The following is a 14,104-nucleotide window of genomic DNA, read 5'->3' as shown; positions in this document are numbered from 1 at the left end:
ATCTAGCCCTGAGGGGTGACTGCCTGCTGGGTGTCGGCCAGCACCTTCTCGGCCACCTCGCAGGGGTCCTCGCGTGTGTCGACGCCGCGGACGTCGCAGGCGGCGCGGCGCACCAGGGTGCAGAGCGTCTCCCGCTCGCGAGGGGCGAGGGCGGCGAGGACGTCATCCCGGGCCTCTTGGACGCGCCGCTCGAACTTGGTCAGGGTTTGGGTGCCGGCCTCGGTGGCGACAATCCTGCGCTGACGCCGGTCGGCCGGGTTGGGTCGGCGCTCGACCAAGCCTGCCTCAACGAGGTCGTCGAGGAGGTACGTCATCACCGTCCGGTCGATGCCCAGGTGGTTGGCCAGGGCCAGCTGGCTGGGCTGGTCGTCATGGACGACCGTGCTGAGGATCTGGTAGCCGCGGTGGCCGTGCGGGAGGTCCTCGACGGCCCCAGTGACTGCGCTCTTGTAGGCGCGCAGCAGGACTCCCAAAGACCAGCCGAAGTCCTCTGCGTGGGCGCCGGTTCCGCGGTCCGGTGACTCGAAGTTCATGCAACCAATGCTACCGGAGGTGCGTGGTTGCACAATCCATCAGCAGCAAATATCGTCGGTTGAACAACGTGTCGGCCACGAGGTCTGCCGCGGTCGCATAGAGGAGAGGACGAGAGCTTGCAGCTCGGGATCTACAGCTTCGGCGACGTGCAACGCGACCCTGCGACGGGTCGGCTGGGCAGCACCGCCGAGGCGCAGCGCAATCTGCTCGAGGCGATCCGGCTGGCCGACCAGGTGGGGCTGGACTACTTCGGCATCGGCGAGCACCACACCCGGCAGATGCCAGCGTCGGCGGCCGCCACCGTGCTGGCTGGCGCGGCGACCGTCACCGAGCGGATCCGCCTCGGATCGTCCGTCACCGTGCTGAGCACCGACGACCCGGTGCGGGTCTTCCAGCAGTTCGCCACCCTGCACGCGATCTCCGGCGGGCGCGCGGAGATAACCGCCGGCCGCGGCTCCTCTATCGAGTCCTTCCCGCTCTTCGGCTACGCCCTGGAGGACTACGACGCCCTGTACGAGGAGAAGCTCGCCCTGCTGATGCGGCTCAACGACCTCGGTGAGGACGAGACCATCAGCTGGCAGGGCCGCTTCCGTGCCCCGCTGACCGACGCCGTGGTCGTCCCACGCCCCGACGGCGGCCGCCTGCCCCTGTGGCGGGCCACCGGCGGCAGCCCGTCCTCCTCGATGCGCGCGGGCCAGCAGGGCCTGCCGATTGCCTACGGCATCATCGGCGGCCAGCCCGCCCGCTTCGCCGGCCTGGCGGACCTGTACCGCACCGCCGCCCGGCGCGCCGGACACCCGGAGGAGAACATCAAGGTCGCGGTCGCCAACCTGGGCTTCATCCACGACGACGCCGCCCGGGCGAAGGACCTGTGGTTCACCCACTGGGGCAACATGATGGCCGCCCTGGCCCCCACCCGCGGGTGGCGCGGGCCCGACCGCCGTGCGTACGACCGCGACACCGCCCCGGACGGTGCGTTCTTCGTCGGCAACCCGGAGGAGGTCGCGGCCCGCATCGTGGCGCTGCACCGGGACCTGGGCCACGTGCGCCAGATCTTCCAGATCGACATCGGCCACCTGCCCCAGCGCGACTTCCTGCGCTCCATCGAGCTGCTCGGCACCGAGGTCAAGCCGCTCGTCGACGCCGAGCTCGGCACGAAGGTGCCAGCATGAGCCCCACCCTCGGCATCCTGGGCGCCGGCCGGGTAGGGACGGCGATCGCGCGCCAGGCTCTGCGCGCCGGCTACGACGTGGCGATCGCCGCGTCGGGCGACCCCGCCGCCATCGAGCTGATCGTCGAGGTCATGGCACCCGGCGCGAGAGCCGTGACCGCCGCCGAGGCGGCCCGGGCCTCGGACCTTGTGGTGCTGGCCGTGCCGCTGAACAGGTACGCCACCCTCGACCCGGGAATGTTCACGGGGCGGGTCGTCGTCGATGCGATGAACTACTGGGCCGAGACCGACGGGCACGTGCCCGCCCTCGAGGCCGCCCGGTCCTCCTCGGAGATGGTGGCCGGGCACCTGGCGGGAGCGCGCGTGGTCAAAACCCTGAACCACATCGGCTACCACGACCTCGAGATGGACCACGCCCCGGCCGGGGCCCCGGCGCGGCGCGCCCTGGCCGTGGCCGGGGACGACGACGCCGCCCGCGCCAGGGCCATGGAGCTGATCGATCGCCTGGGGTTCGATGCCGTGGATGCCGGCCCGCTGGCGGCCGGTGCGGCCCTGGAACCGGGCACCGAGATCTTCACGGGCTGGTTCGACCGGCCGGGCCTCGAGGAACAACTCGAGCTCGCCCGCGCCGCCACGGTCCGCTGACCGTCCGGCCACACACCGCCCCGCCCTCATGGCCGACCAAGACGACTACGAGAAGGACAATCATCCATGGAACTCGGTATCTACACCTTCGGGGAGATCAACCAGCACCCGGACGGCAAGGCCACCACGGACGTGACCACCCGCCTGGACCGGCTCGTGGAGCTCGCCCGTAAGGCCGACCAGGGCGGGCTGGACGTCATCGCCCTGGGCGAGCACCACCGCCCCGACTTCACCATCTCCGCCCCCGAGGTGGTCCTGGCCGCCATGGCCTCCGTGACCGAGCGCATCCGCCTGACCAGCGGTGTCACGGTGCTCTCCAGCCAGGACCCCGTGCGCGTGTACCAGCAGTACGCCACCCTGGACCATCTCTCCCACGGGCGCGCCGAGATCGTCGCCGGCCGAGGTGCCTTCACCGAATCGTTCCCTCTCTTCGGTTACGACCTCGCCCAGTACGACGAGCTCTTCGACGAGAAACTGAAGATGCTCCTGCAGATCCGTGAGGACGAGGTGGTCACCTGGCACGGCCGGCACCGCGCTCCGCTGAACCAGGCACCGATCATCCCGCGCGCCAAGCAGGAACCGCTGCCGGTCTGGGTGGCCATCGGCGGCACCCCGGCTTCCGCCATGCGCGCCGGCGCCCTCGGCCTGCCCATGATCATGGGCTTCTTCACAGGCCCCGAGCAGTTCGTCCCGCGCGTGGAGCTCTACCACCGCGCCGCCGAGCAAGCCGGACACGACCCCGCCAGGCTGCGCCTCGGTGCCAGCGGGCACATGTTCGTCGGCAAGACCTCACAGGGCGCCCGTGACTCCTTCTATCCCTACTACGCGGAGTACTTCCGCCAGATGGGCATGACTGGAGGCGGCGCGTTCCCGCGCCAGGCCTACGACCAATGGATCGAGCACGGCCTGCCCGTGGGTAGCCCGCAGCAGGTCATCGACGAGATCATGAAGCGCGTGGAACTGCTCGGGATCGATCGCTTCCTGGGCCAGATCGACGTGGGCAACCTTCCCTGGCACATGGTCAACGAATCCCTCGAACTCTTCATGACCGAAGTGCTCCCCGTCGTCAAACGAGAGACCGCTGCTGCCACCCCCACACCGCGCTATTCGAACACCGTCAACTGGCAGGTGGTCTGACCACCTGCAGCTGGACATGCGGGAGCAACACCCCGCGGGAGATGGCCGCACCACGACAGGTGGTGCGGCCATCTTCTACCTCGCCGGGCCGGGACGGCGCAAGGAGCACACGAGGGTCCGCTTTCAGCCGTCGTTGACAGGCCGCCCAGCAGTTCCTGGCTTCCGCCCGCGAGCGGGAAAGGTGTCGTGCCCGTTCATCCGAGTCGTGGGCGATTCGGCAAAATCGAGGCCGCCTCGGCTGCGCGTCCGGTCCGACCTCGATGACCTCGATCGGCTCTGCCTGTAGTCCGCTGGCCTCGAGCACGTGGGCGAGCCCGCATGCGCGACGGGCCAGTTCGGGCAGACGTCGACGTAGAGCAGCTCGACACGCACGGGCCGTGATGAGCCAGGCGATCCCGGGTGATCCCCCGGGAAGTCAGGTGCGGTGCGTCAGTTCGGACGGAGTAGCTGTGCGGATTGGCTCTTGCTGGGACAAGGGGCTGCCGATGACGGTGTCCCACAACAGGTCAATGTCCGTCGGCTCCTGGCCGTGCCAGGCCACAATTCGGTCGGGTCGCACCAGTACCAGAGGACTGGAAAGAAGCCCCTGGGGGGTCGGATCGTCCAGCGGAAGGACGGTGAGAGGAACCTTCCTTGCCGCTGCTGCGGTAACGATCGGTGAGATGTCAGTTCGCCGGTCCAGTACGAGGAGTGTGAACTCGCGTCCGAGTGCATCGAACAGCGACCTGCTCTCGGACAGCCACGCGTGCGGTAGCCGTAGGCCTGTGGCCAGTGTTGGTTCAAACTCGGTGACGCTCTCGGCCGGCCTGGAGACCGAGTCGGGTATGAGGAGAGGAGAGGAGTACTCCTGACCGAGTATGAGCCCGGGTGACCACATCTCTGGCCTCTTGACCTCTGCGTTCCGTCCTGCCACCTCACGGCGCAATTGCCGCCCATCGTCGTCGTCGACGTCGAGTCCTTCGACGAACAGCTCCTTGGAGAGGATTTCCATGTTCGCGCGTGCGTCGCGGATGACTCGGGATGCTACCGGTCGGCGTTCCGTCTCGTAGTGGTCAGGGAGGCCCTCTCCTCCGACTGCAGCACCACCTCCCGCCCCGCTGATCCGCGGCGGGAAGATCGACGTGGCGATCCTGGGCGGCATGCAGGTCAGCGCGGCTGGGGACCTGGCGAACTGGATGATCCCGGGGAAGATGGTCAAGGGCCCGGGCGGGGCGATGGACCTGGTCCACGGCGCGGGGAAGGTCATCGTGCTCATGGAGCACAACGCTAAGAACGGCGCCGCGAAGATCGTCTCCGAGTGCTCGCTGCCGCTGACCGGACGCGGCGTGGTCGACCGGATCATCACCGACCTGGCCGTCATCGACGTCCGCTCCGAGGGGTTGGTGCTCGTCGAGACCGCCCCCGGGGTGTCCGTGGCGGAGGTCCGCGAGCGCACCGAGCCGGAGCTGACCGTCTCCGAGGCGCTGACCGCCGTTCAGGTGCAGGCATGAGCGCCCAGAGATCGGCCAGGGCGCGCCGCGGATCGCGGCGGCGCCGAGCTCGTCGGCGGTGAACGGCGCGAGCTGGCCGCGCAGCTTGCCCTGCGGGGTCCGCGCCGCCCTGCGCTCGGGCGAGGCCGACGTCGTCGTCGCCGGCTGCCGGCGCCGATGGCGGCTGGAGTCGATGACCAACGCCCCGCACCTGCTGCCCGGGTCGCGCGCGGGGTACGCCTACGGGCCGGTCACGCTGCTGGACCACACCGCCCACGACGGGCTGACCGACGCCTTCGACCACGAGGCCATGGGCACCTCGACCGAGCGGTACACCGCCGAGCGCTACCCCCTCACGAGGGAGCAGCAGGATGCCGTCGCCGCCGCGTCGCACCAGCGCGCCGCCAAGGCGTGGGCCGACGGCGTGCTGGCCGCCGAGGTCGTCCCGCTGACGGTGACCAGCCGCAAGGGCGAGAGCGTGGTCGACACCGACGAGGGCATCCGGCCCGACACCACGCCTCAGACCCCTCGCCAAGCTGCGGCCGGCGTTCGTCGAGGGCGGGTCCATCACCGCCGGGAACGCCTCGCCGATTTCCGACGGCGCCGCCGCGGTGGTCCTGACCACCCGCGCGCACGCCGCCGAGCAGGGGTGGGCGGTGCTGGCCACCGTGCGGGCGGCCGGGCAGGACGCCGGCCCGGACACCTCCCTGCACGCCCAGCCCGCCCGGGCGATCGAGGCCGCCCTGAAGCGGCAGGGCTGGGACGCCCACGACCTCGACCTCGATGGCCGACGGTTCACGGGCCCGGGCCGGGACACCACGGCGGTGAGACACGCCCACTTAATTTTCAGACCAAAGTGGTGGCTTACTGCTACAGTTTGACCCATGAACGGTGAGAGTGCCGCCGAGGCTCTGCTGGCTGAGGTCATCGAGCACTGGAGGCACGACGGACCGCTCGACGCCTTGGTGCAGACGGTGGAAACCGTGTGGAAGATAAACCTCGAGCGGCACGAGCCGGAGGCCCTTGGTGACGACGCGACCTCGCTGGGCATTCAGTGCAGCCGCAATATCCTTCACCGCGCCGAGGCCCGCCTGCGCGTCCGCAACGTTGACGGCCTCCGCGTCCGGGGCGGTCAGACGCTCGAGGTCCAGTTCGCTGGCCGTGTAATGCACACCAGCAAGGTGCGCACACGAAACCCTCGCTGGGACCCTCACTCCATCGACTGGAGCGCGAGCGACGTACGCGTTGACGGCGCTGCGGCGAACTCTCGCGTCTACACCCCGGTTGAGGGCACCTTGTTCGAGAGCTTGCCAGTGGAGACCCCGCACCCAACAGGGCAGTTGGCGGCGCTGAAGCACCTCCATCTCGCGTGGCAAGGCCTGAATGAGGGGCATGTCCGAATCTTCGTTGGCTTTCCTAGCGCCGGACCATCCCCATGGATGGCCGTCAAGATGATTAAGGACGGTCGCTCCGGCGGCGGCATGCCGCTCGGCGGGGACGGTGCGCCCTTCGCGCCCGATCACAACGCCATGGCCGAGCCGGACCTCGTCCTCAGGCGGCGTCCGCGCCCGATCGAGGCCCAGGGCGCTCGTGACTCCGCATGAGCGAAGCAGCTGACCTCCAGGCTGCTCGTAAGCGAGCTACGCACCGTCGCGCTGCAGGTGTTGCCTCCGACTTCGACCCGTCCCGCCTCGCCTTGGGTCGGCGGTTGGCTGGCCTGCAGCGAACCTGGATAGCCCGAGCTGTGGGAGTGACCCCCGCGGCCATAACGCAGTACGAGAAGGGGCAGATAAAGCCGACTCTGCCGGTCGTGGAAGCGATGTGTGAGGTGCTGGGAGTCCCGCCGGACTTCTTCCGTGCCGGATACCCGGTGCAGGCCCTGCCCGCTAGCAGCGCGCACTTTCGCAGCCTGCGGTCGACGAGCTCTCTGGAACGAGAGAAGGCCCTGGCGTTCGCTGAGCTCACGCTCGTCGTCCTCGAGGCCGTCGAGCGCTACGTCGAGCTTCCCGCCATTCGTCTCCCGGATCTGGATGTCTCGCCGAACCTGGATCTAGAGGAGGTGGTCCAGCTCGCCCAACAGGCGCGTGCGCGCATGGGCCTTGGCTCCGGTCCGGTACCGCACATGGTGCGGCTGCTGGAAGCGCATGGTGTTGCGGTCGTGCGCCTGGACGACGCGACGCGACGCGTGGACGCGTTCTCGCACCAGAGCGGCTCGCGTCCCCTGGTCCTCCTCAACCCTCTCAAGGGGGACAAGGCGCGCAGTCGCTTCGACGCTGCGCATGAACTGGGGCACCTGCTGATGCACCACGACACCGAGCCGGGCTCTCGCCTTATCGAGGACCAGGCGCATGCCTTCGCTGCAGAGTTCCTGGCTCCCGCCGCGCAGATTGGCCCAGAGCTGCCGGCGCGGCTGGACTGGTCGGTGCTGCATACCCTCAAGCGTCGGTGGGGAGTGAGCCTGAGGGCCCTTGTCGTGCGCACCTACAAGCTTGGGCGCTTCGGAGACACGACTTACCAGCGAGCGATGCGCCAGCTGAGCAGTTGGGGACTGCCTGAGCCCGGCCCACTTGGACCGCCCGAAGCGCCGGTCCTGATTCCCCGTGCCGTGGCGCTGCTTGACGGGTCCAACATCGTCCAGTGGCTGACCAAGGAGACTGGCCTACCCGCCGACATCGTCATCCGCGTCCTGGATGCGGCCGGCAGTCAGGATGAACGTCCGCCAGTGAACTTCGGAGACTTTCCCAGCTCTTCGCACACCACCGCTTGATTCAGGGTGAAAGTATCCGCGCGGAAAGGTTCCTCACCTGACGTGTCAACAGCGGCGAGGAGAGCGGTTTCATAGAGCTTCATAGAGCGCGAATCGATATAGTCAATTTATCGGACCAGTAGGGGGCGAGTTGCATCGGTGCGTGAACTCGCTGCTTCTCAACTCGCTCAGACGTCGAGCAGCGTGGCGAGCTCCCGCACCAGGTTGCGTAGCTCCGTCAGGGCGCCGTCACCGGTCCGACAGTGCCGGTTGCGCGGCCGTGGGGCGGTCAAGTCCGACGTGTGCGTCGACGTCGAAGACGGTGTGGGGCCGGTGCCATGCGGAGAACCACTCGATACCTCGCCCTGATGCGTCTCGAGTGACTCCTTCTAGCAGGAGGATCGGGGTGCCGGGGGAAATGTGAAGGCGTTCGGCTCACGCTGCGCCGCCATGGCCTGCCGGCTACGTACACCACTCCAGGGGAGTCACTCCGCCGCAATCGTTGTCGAAGGACATCATTGTGAGCCGTCGCCTCGCCCCGACAGTGGGCGAGCGGCGCCGACCGCTTCAGGGATCGAGTTCCACCCCGCGGCGGTGGCGTTCTCCTGGAGGGCCTTGGCGTCGTGGAGTGCCCGGAGGGCGGCGTGCTCCGGGTTGCGGCGCAGCACCAGGTATCCGATGCCCAGGCCCACGAACCACAGTGGGGTGAAGAGCAGGGCGGCGAGCGTGTCCGGTTGGGTGGTCAGCGCCCAGATGATGAAGCCGAAGAACGCCAGCACCATGTAGGGCGTGAACGTTGCGCCGGGCATCTTGAACTTGCTTGCGGCGTGCAGGTGGGGGCGGCGACGTCGGTAGACGATGTAGCTGATGAGGATGATCGACCAGACGAACATGAAGCACAGCGCGGAGATGGTGGTGACCAGGGTGAAGGCTTCGGCGACGCTGCCCTCGGCGTAGAGCAGGGCGACACCGGCCAGGAGGAACATGCAGGAGAACAGCAGTGCGTTGCGCGGGACCTTGCGGCGGGAGAGCAGGCCGAAGGCCTTGGGTGCGTCGCCGTCCTGGGCCAGGCCGTAGACCATGCGGGAGGTGGAGTAGATGCCGGAGTTCGCCGAGGAGGTCGCCGAGGTCAGGACGATGAAGTTCACCACGCCGGCGGCCCCGGCCAGCCCGGCCAGGGCGAACATGCCCACGAACGGGGACTCGCCGCCGCTGTAGGTGGTCCAGGGACGCACGGCCATGAGGATGACCAGGGCCCCGACGTAGAAGAGCAGCACACGGATGGGGATGGAGTTCACCGCACGCGGCAGGTTGATCTCGGGGTCTTTGGTCTCGGCGGCGGTGGTGCCCACGAGCTCGACGCCGACGAAGGCGAACACGGCGATCTGGAACCCGGCCACGAAGCCCATGAAGCCGGTGGGGAACATGCCTTCGTGAGCCCACAGGTTGGAGAAGGCCGCGCGGCTGCCGTCGGTCTCGAAGCCGGTGACGATCATGACCAGTCCCACGACTATGAGCGCCAGGATTGCGACGATCTTGATCAGGGCGAACCAGAACTCGGTTTCACCGAACGCGCGCACCGTTGGCAGGTTCAGGGCCAGCAGCAGCAGGATGCAGGCGATGGCCGGGATCCACAGCGGCAGGTCGGGCCACCAGAAGGAGACGTAGTGGGCGATCGCGACCACGTCGGCGATGCCGGTCACGACCCAGCAGAACCAGTAGGTCCAGCCGGTGAAGAAGGAGGCCCAGGGGCCCAGGATGTCTCCGGCGAAGTCGGAGAAGTTTTTGTAGTTGGTGTTGCTCAGCAGCAGCTCTCCCATGGCGCGCATGACGAAGAACAGCATGAAGCCGATGATCATGTACACGAAGATCACCGATGGGCCAGCGACGGCAATGGTTTTTCCGGCGCCCATGAACAGGCCGGTTCCGATGGCGCCGCCGATGGCGATGAGCTGAATGTGGCGACTGGACAGCGCTCTGTCGAGGTGCGGCGGCTGGTGGGTTGCGCTCATGTTGTGGCCTCTTCGAATGGGATCTTCGGATGGGTGGTGGAAACCGGCGGGCCGGGCGGGTTGCCCATGTGCCGCATGCTGGTGGGTCAGATCGCCGCTGGCGCCGGGGTGGGCAGGCCCTTGCGGGCCATGGCCTGGGACCAGAGACGTCCGGCGCGGTAGGAGGAGCGGACCAGTGGTCCACTCATCACGCCCAGGAAGCCGATCTCTTCGGCTTCGTGCTGGAGCTCGACGAACTCCTGGGGATGCACCCAGCGCTCCACGGGGTGGTGGCGTGGGGAGGGGCGCAGGTACTGGGTGATGGTCAGCAGGTCGCAGCCGGCCTCGTGGAGGTCGCCCATGGCCTGGGAGACTTCCTGATGGGTCTCGCCCATGCCGAGGATGAGGTTGGACTTGGTGATAAGTCCCCGGTCCCGGCCGTGAGTGAGCACCGCCAGGGACCGGTCGTAGCGGAAGGCCGGGCGGATGGCCTTGAACAGCCGGGGCACGGTCTTGAGGTTGTGCGCGTAGACCTCAGGTGCCGCATCGCAGATCGCGTCCAGCAGTGCAGGCTCGCCGGAGAAATCCGGGATCAGCAGTTCGACCCCGGTTCCCGGGTTGAGCTGGTGGATCTGGCGGACGGTCTCGGCGTAGAGCCAGGCCCCCTGGTCGTCGAGGTCGTCGCGGGCGACGCCGGTGACGGTGGCGTAGCGCAGCCCCATCTTCTTGACAGTGGTCGCGACCTTGTACGGCTCGGCGCGATCGATCGGCTGGGGGCGGCCGGTGTCGATCTGGCAGAAGTCGCATCGCCGTGTGCACGCCGAGCCGCCGATGAGGAACGTCGCCTCCCGGTCCTCCCAGCACTCGTAGATGTTGGGGCATCCGGCCTCCTGGCACACCGTGTGCAGCCCCTCGGCCTTGACGAGCTTCTTCAGGTCAAGGTACGCGGGACCGGTCTTGACCTTGGCCTTGATCCATTCGGGCTTGCGCTCGATCGGGGTCTGGACGTTGCGGGCCTCGATGCGCAGCATGCGCCGGCCTTCGGGGGGACGGTCATGGGCGAGCTCCCTTGCTCGTGGTCATCGTGGCGTTGACCGATGGGTGGTTCCGGGGGGTGTCTCAAGCCGGCTGTTCCGGCCCGTGCCGGGTCAGCATTCGACGACGTTGACGGCGAGTCCCCCCAGGGCGGTCTCCTTGTACTTGTGGCTCATGTCCTTGCCGGTCTCGCGCATGGTCACGATGACCTCGTCAAGGCTCACGTGGTGGGTGCCGTCGCCCCACAGCGCCATCTTCGCGGCGTTGATCGCCTTGGCCGCGGCGATCGCGTTGCGTTCGATGCACGGAATCTGGACGAGCCCGCCGATCGGGTCGCAGGTCAGCCCGAGGTTGTGCTCCATGGCGATCTCGGCCGCGTTCTCCACCTGGGCCGGGGTGCCGCCCATGATCTCGGCCAACCCGGCCGCGGCCATCGAAGAGGCGGATCCGACCTCGCCCTGACAGCCGACCTCGGCCCCGGAGATCGAGGCCTGTTCGTTGTACAGGACCCCGATCGCTCCGGCGGTGAGCAGGAACCGAGTGACGATCTCCTGCTTCGTCGCCTCGTGCGCCTCCGGGGACTCCATAGCAGCGGCGAGGATGGTGGGGGAGTAGTGGGTGGCGTAGAACAGCACCGCCGGGATGATGCCGGCCGCCCCGTTGGTGGGTGCGGTGACCACCCGGCCCCCGGAGGCGTTCTCCTCGTTGACCGCCAGGGCCACCAGGTTCACCCATTCCTGCCAGAAGCCCGGATCCCGGTCCGGGTCCTCGATGCGTAGGCGCCCGTGCCAGCCGGGGGCGCGGCGGGGGACGTTCAGTCCCCCGGGCAGCACGCCGGTGCGGGCGATCGCGGAGTCCTTGCTCTGCTCCATCACCTCCCAGATGTGCAACAGCCCCGCCCGGATCTCCTCCTCGCTGCGCCAAGCCTTCTCGTTGGCGAGCATGACCTCACCGATGCTCAGCCCGGTGTTCCGGCAGTGGCCGAGCAGCTGCTGGGCGGTGCGGAAGGGGTATGGCACCCGGGTGCCGGCGCCGGCCAGCTCGGCGGAGGTGCCCTCTTCGCCGTCGCGGACGATGAATCCGCCGCCGACGGAGAACCAGGTCTCCTCGGCCAACACCCCACCAGTCGCGTCCAGGGCCTGGAAACGCATGCCGTTGGTGTGCCGATCCAGGACGGTCAGCGGGTGCTGCACGATGTCCTCGACCGTGTAGTGGATGTCCTTGCGGTGTCCGAGGGGGGCGCACAGCCGCAGGGTGCCGGTGGCGGCGATGCCGGCCAGTCGCTTCTCGACCTGGGCGGGCAGGATCTGTTCCGGGTCGTAGCCCTCCAGCCCGAGCAGGATCGCGGTGAACGTGCCGTGGCCGCGGCCGGTGGCGGCCAGTGACCCGTAGACGTCGACGCGCAGGTCCGCGGTGCGCTCCAGGAGACGGTCCTCGACCAGGGTCTGGGCGAAGCGCAGGGCGGCGCGCATGGGGCCGACGGTGTGGGAGCTCGAGGGGCCGATGCCCACGGTGAAGAGGTCGAAGACGCTGATGGCCATGGTGATGCTCCAGACGAGGGAAGCTTTGTGCGGTGGGTGCGGGCCGGGTCGTGCCCCGGTCCGCACCACACGCCGTCGTAGGTGCCCGGGGGCGGGCGCCCTTACCGCTCGGCGGTCAGCCGCCGCTCAGCGGAGCCAGTCCCGGGTAGAGCGGGTGGGCCGCGGCCAGGGCCTGGACCCGGGCCTTTAGGGCGGCCAGCACGGCCGGGTCGGCCCCGTCGGCCCCGGCGGTGGCACCGGCGATGAGGGTCTCGGCGATGATGTCGGCGACCTCGGTGAAGGCTTCTTCGTCGAAGCCGCGGGTGGCCAGGGCCGGGGTGCCGATGCGCAGCCCGGAGGTGACCATCGGCGGGCGCGGGTCGAAGGGCACGGCGTTGCGGTTGACGGTGATCTCGACCTGGGCCAGCAGGTCTTCGGCCTGCTGGCCGTCTAGCACCGAATTGCGCAGGTCCACGAGCACCAGGTGCACGTCGGTGCCACCGCTGACCACAGTGATCCCGGCGGCCGTCACGTCCGGGGAGAGCAGGCGGTGGGCGAGAATCTTCGCGCCCTCGAGGGTGCGTTCCTGCCGCCTGCGGAAGTCCTCGCTGGCGGCGATCTTGAACGCCACGGCCTTGCCGGCGATCACGTGCTCCAGCGGACCGCCCTGCTGGCCGGGGAACACCGCAGAGTTGATCTTCTTGGCGAGGTCGGCCTCGTTGGACAGGATGATCCCGCCACGGGGTCCGCCGAGGGTCTTGTGCGTGGTGGAGGTGACCACGTGGGCGTGCGGAACGGGGTTGGGGTGCAGCCCGGCGGCGACCAGACCGGCGAAGTGGGCCATGTCGACCATGAAATAGGCGCCGACCTCGTCGGCGATCGCCCGGAAGCGGGCGAAGTCCAGCTGCCGGGGATAGGCCGACCAACCAGCGATGATGAGCTTCGGGCGGTGCTCCCGGGCGAGGCGGGCGACGTCGTCCATGTCTACGGTGCAGCTGGCCTCCTCCACGCCGTAGGGCACGACCTGGTAGAGCTTGCCGGAGAAGTTCAGCTTCATCCCGTGGGTCAGGTGCCCGCCGTGGGCCAGGTTCAGGCCCAGGATGGTGTCCCCGGGCTTGATCAGGGCGTGCATCACCGCGGCGTTGGCCTGGGCCCCGGAGTGGGGCTGGACGTTGGCGTAGCCGGCCCCGAAGAGGGCCTTGACCCGGTCGATGGCCAGCTGCTCGATGACATCGACGTGTTCGCAGCCGCCGTAGTAGCGCCGGCCCGGGTAGCCCTCGGCGTACTTGTTGGTCAGCACCGAGCCTTGGGCCTGCATCACCGCGACGGCGGTGTGGTTCTCCGAGGCGATCATCTCCAGCCCGTCCTGCTGGCGGCGCTGCTCGGCGTCGATGCGTTCGGCGACCTCGGGGTCGAGCTGGGCGAGGTCCAGGTCCAAGGTGGTGCTAGGGGCTTTGGTGTGGGCAGTCATGCCAGCTCGCCCCCGTAGGCCTCGGCGTACTCCAGGGCCGACAGCAGCGGCCCCTCCTGGGCGACCTCGACGGTGAACAGCCAGCCGGCGCCGTAGGCGTCCTCGTTGAGAAGGCCCGGATTGTCCACGGCCTCGGCGTTGACCTCTACCACGGTGCCGGTGACCGGGGCGTAGAGCTCGGAGACGGACTTGGTGGACTCGATCTCCCCGCAGGCCTCCCCGGCGGTGATGGTGGACCCGGCCTCGGGCAGATCAACGTAGACGATGTCGCCAAGGTTGTCGGCGGCCACCTGGCTGATGCCGATCCTGGCCGGTGAGGCGTCGTCGACCCATTCGTGCTCTGCGGAATAACGCAGCGCGGGCAGGACAGTGCTCATGGTGTGGT

The 14,104-nt window shown here is 68.6% G+C and carries 12 protein-coding genes and 2 pseudogenes; 7 read left to right on the top strand and 7 right to left on the bottom strand.

Annotated features, from left to right (window positions below; genetic code table 11):
* Nucleotides 1–2: 2 nt before the first annotated feature.
* Entirely contained in the window at nt 3–533 is a 531-nt protein-coding gene (locus tag ACF0H8_RS18625) for a MarR family winged helix-turn-helix transcriptional regulator (protein WP_395290347.1), read from the bottom strand.
* 117 nt (nt 534–650) lie between these two features.
* Between ACF0H8_RS18625 and ACF0H8_RS18620 the strand changes: the two genes are divergently transcribed.
* The 3 genes from ACF0H8_RS18620 to ACF0H8_RS18610 all read left to right on the top strand — a co-directional run bounded on the left by ACF0H8_RS18620 (nt 651) and on the right by ACF0H8_RS18610 (nt 3,487).
* A complete protein-coding gene (locus ACF0H8_RS18620; protein ID WP_395290346.1) occupies nt 651–1,706 on the top strand; it encodes an LLM class flavin-dependent oxidoreductase in 1,056 nt (351 codons plus the stop codon).
* Nucleotides 1,703–2,350: an NADPH-dependent F420 reductase gene (locus ACF0H8_RS18615; protein WP_395290345.1), complete on the top strand. Its 648-nt coding sequence runs from the start codon at nt 1,703–1,705 to the stop codon at nt 2,348–2,350. Before ACF0H8_RS18620 ends, ACF0H8_RS18615 begins: the two co-directional genes overlap by 4 nt.
* Before the next feature lie 66 nt (nt 2,351–2,416).
* Complete coding sequence (locus ACF0H8_RS18610; protein ID WP_395290344.1) at nt 2,417–3,487, top strand: LLM class flavin-dependent oxidoreductase; 1,071 nt, start codon at nt 2,417–2,419, stop codon at nt 3,485–3,487.
* A gap of 415 nt (nt 3,488–3,902) precedes the next feature.
* On the opposite strand, the gene ACF0H8_RS18605 is transcribed toward ACF0H8_RS18610, so the two are convergent.
* A complete protein-coding gene (locus tag ACF0H8_RS18605; RefSeq protein WP_395290343.1) occupies nt 3,903–4,478 on the bottom strand; it encodes a hypothetical protein in 576 nt (191 codons plus the stop codon).
* Between the two features lie 106 nt (nt 4,479–4,584).
* Here ACF0H8_RS18605 and ACF0H8_RS18600 point away from each other — a divergent pair.
* From ACF0H8_RS18600 to ACF0H8_RS18585, 4 genes and pseudogenes are all read left to right on the top strand, one after another.
* Nucleotides 4,585–4,977, top strand: a pseudogene (locus ACF0H8_RS18600) (CoA-transferase); the annotation flags it as partial.
* A gap of 109 nt (nt 4,978–5,086) precedes the next feature.
* A pseudogene (locus tag ACF0H8_RS18595) lies at nt 5,087–5,738 on the top strand (acetyl-CoA C-acyltransferase); the annotation flags it as partial.
* 102 nt (nt 5,739–5,840) lie between these two features.
* A complete protein-coding gene (locus ACF0H8_RS18590; protein WP_395290342.1) occupies nt 5,841–6,560 on the top strand; it encodes a hypothetical protein in 720 nt (239 codons plus the stop codon).
* The gene (locus ACF0H8_RS18585) at nt 6,557–7,723 is read left to right on the top strand and encodes a helix-turn-helix domain-containing protein (protein ID WP_395290341.1); all 1,167 of its coding nucleotides are present in this window, start codon (nt 6,557–6,559) and stop codon (nt 7,721–7,723) included. Before ACF0H8_RS18590 ends, ACF0H8_RS18585 begins: the two co-directional genes overlap by 4 nt.
* 494 nt (nt 7,724–8,217) lie before the next feature.
* Here the strand turns inward: ACF0H8_RS18585 and ACF0H8_RS18580 are convergent, their stop codons facing one another.
* The 5 genes from ACF0H8_RS18580 to gcvH all read right to left on the bottom strand — a co-directional run bounded on the left by ACF0H8_RS18580 (nt 8,218) and on the right by gcvH (nt 14,096).
* On the bottom strand, nt 8,218–9,714 hold the full coding sequence (locus tag ACF0H8_RS18580) for an amino acid permease (protein WP_395290340.1): 1,497 nt from the start codon (nt 9,712–9,714) through the stop codon (nt 8,218–8,220).
* An 86-nt stretch (nt 9,715–9,800) separates the two neighbouring features.
* Nucleotides 9,801–10,724: a lipoyl synthase gene (gene lipA, locus ACF0H8_RS18575; protein ID WP_395290339.1), complete on the bottom strand. Its 924-nt coding sequence runs from the start codon at nt 10,722–10,724 to the stop codon at nt 9,801–9,803.
* 117 nt (nt 10,725–10,841) lie between these two features.
* Nucleotides 10,842–12,269, bottom strand: coding sequence for an L-serine ammonia-lyase (locus ACF0H8_RS18570; protein WP_395290338.1), 1,428 nt, complete (start codon nt 12,267–12,269; stop codon nt 10,842–10,844).
* 115 nt (nt 12,270–12,384) lie between these two features.
* On the bottom strand, nt 12,385–13,719 hold the full coding sequence (gene glyA / locus ACF0H8_RS18565) for a serine hydroxymethyltransferase (protein ID WP_395290337.1): 1,335 nt from the start codon (nt 13,717–13,719) through the stop codon (nt 12,385–12,387).
* Entirely contained in the window at nt 13,716–14,096 is a 381-nt protein-coding gene (gene gcvH / locus ACF0H8_RS18560) for a glycine cleavage system protein GcvH (RefSeq protein WP_395290336.1), read from the bottom strand. Before gcvH ends, glyA begins: the two co-directional genes overlap by 4 nt.
* Nucleotides 14,097–14,104: the final 8 nt, after the last annotated feature.

The organism is Georgenia sp. AZ-5 (assembly GCF_043952095.1).
Classification (GTDB): Bacteria; Actinomycetota; Actinomycetes; order Actinomycetales; family Actinomycetaceae; genus Georgenia.
Note: the sequence above shows the minus strand (reverse complement) of the source record. Positions and strands in the feature narration are given on the sequence as shown.

Excerpts from the sequence above, each read along its gene's own strand:
- ACF0H8_RS18580 (WP_395290340.1), bottom strand. The coding sequence starts at position 9,714 with ATGAGCGCAACCCACCAGCCGCCGCACCTCGACAGAGCGCTGTCCAGT.
- ACF0H8_RS18590 (WP_395290342.1), top strand. The coding sequence starts at position 5,841 with ATGAACGGTGAGAGTGCCGCCGAGGCTCTGCTGGCTGAGGTCATCGAG.
- ACF0H8_RS18615 (WP_395290345.1), top strand. The coding sequence starts at position 1,703 with ATGAGCCCCACCCTCGGCATCCTGGGCGCCGGCCGGGTAGGGACGGCG.
- ACF0H8_RS18570 (WP_395290338.1), bottom strand. The coding sequence starts at position 12,269 with ATGGCCATCAGCGTCTTCGACCTCTTCACCGTGGGCATCGGCCCCTCG.
- ACF0H8_RS18605 (WP_395290343.1), bottom strand. The coding sequence starts at position 4,478 with ATGGAAATCCTCTCCAAGGAGCTGTTCGTCGAAGGACTCGACGTCGAC.
- ACF0H8_RS18610 (WP_395290344.1), top strand. The coding sequence starts at position 2,417 with ATGGAACTCGGTATCTACACCTTCGGGGAGATCAACCAGCACCCGGAC.
- ACF0H8_RS18585 (WP_395290341.1), top strand. The coding sequence starts at position 6,557 with ATGAGCGAAGCAGCTGACCTCCAGGCTGCTCGTAAGCGAGCTACGCAC.
- lipA (WP_395290339.1), bottom strand. The coding sequence starts at position 10,724 with ATGCTGCGCATCGAGGCCCGCAACGTCCAGACCCCGATCGAGCGCAAG.
- ACF0H8_RS18625 (WP_395290347.1), bottom strand. The coding sequence starts at position 533 with ATGAACTTCGAGTCACCGGACCGCGGAACCGGCGCCCACGCAGAGGAC.
- gcvH (WP_395290336.1), bottom strand. The coding sequence starts at position 14,096 with ATGAGCACTGTCCTGCCCGCGCTGCGTTATTCCGCAGAGCACGAATGG.
- glyA (WP_395290337.1), bottom strand. The coding sequence starts at position 13,719 with ATGACTGCCCACACCAAAGCCCCTAGCACCACCTTGGACCTGGACCTC.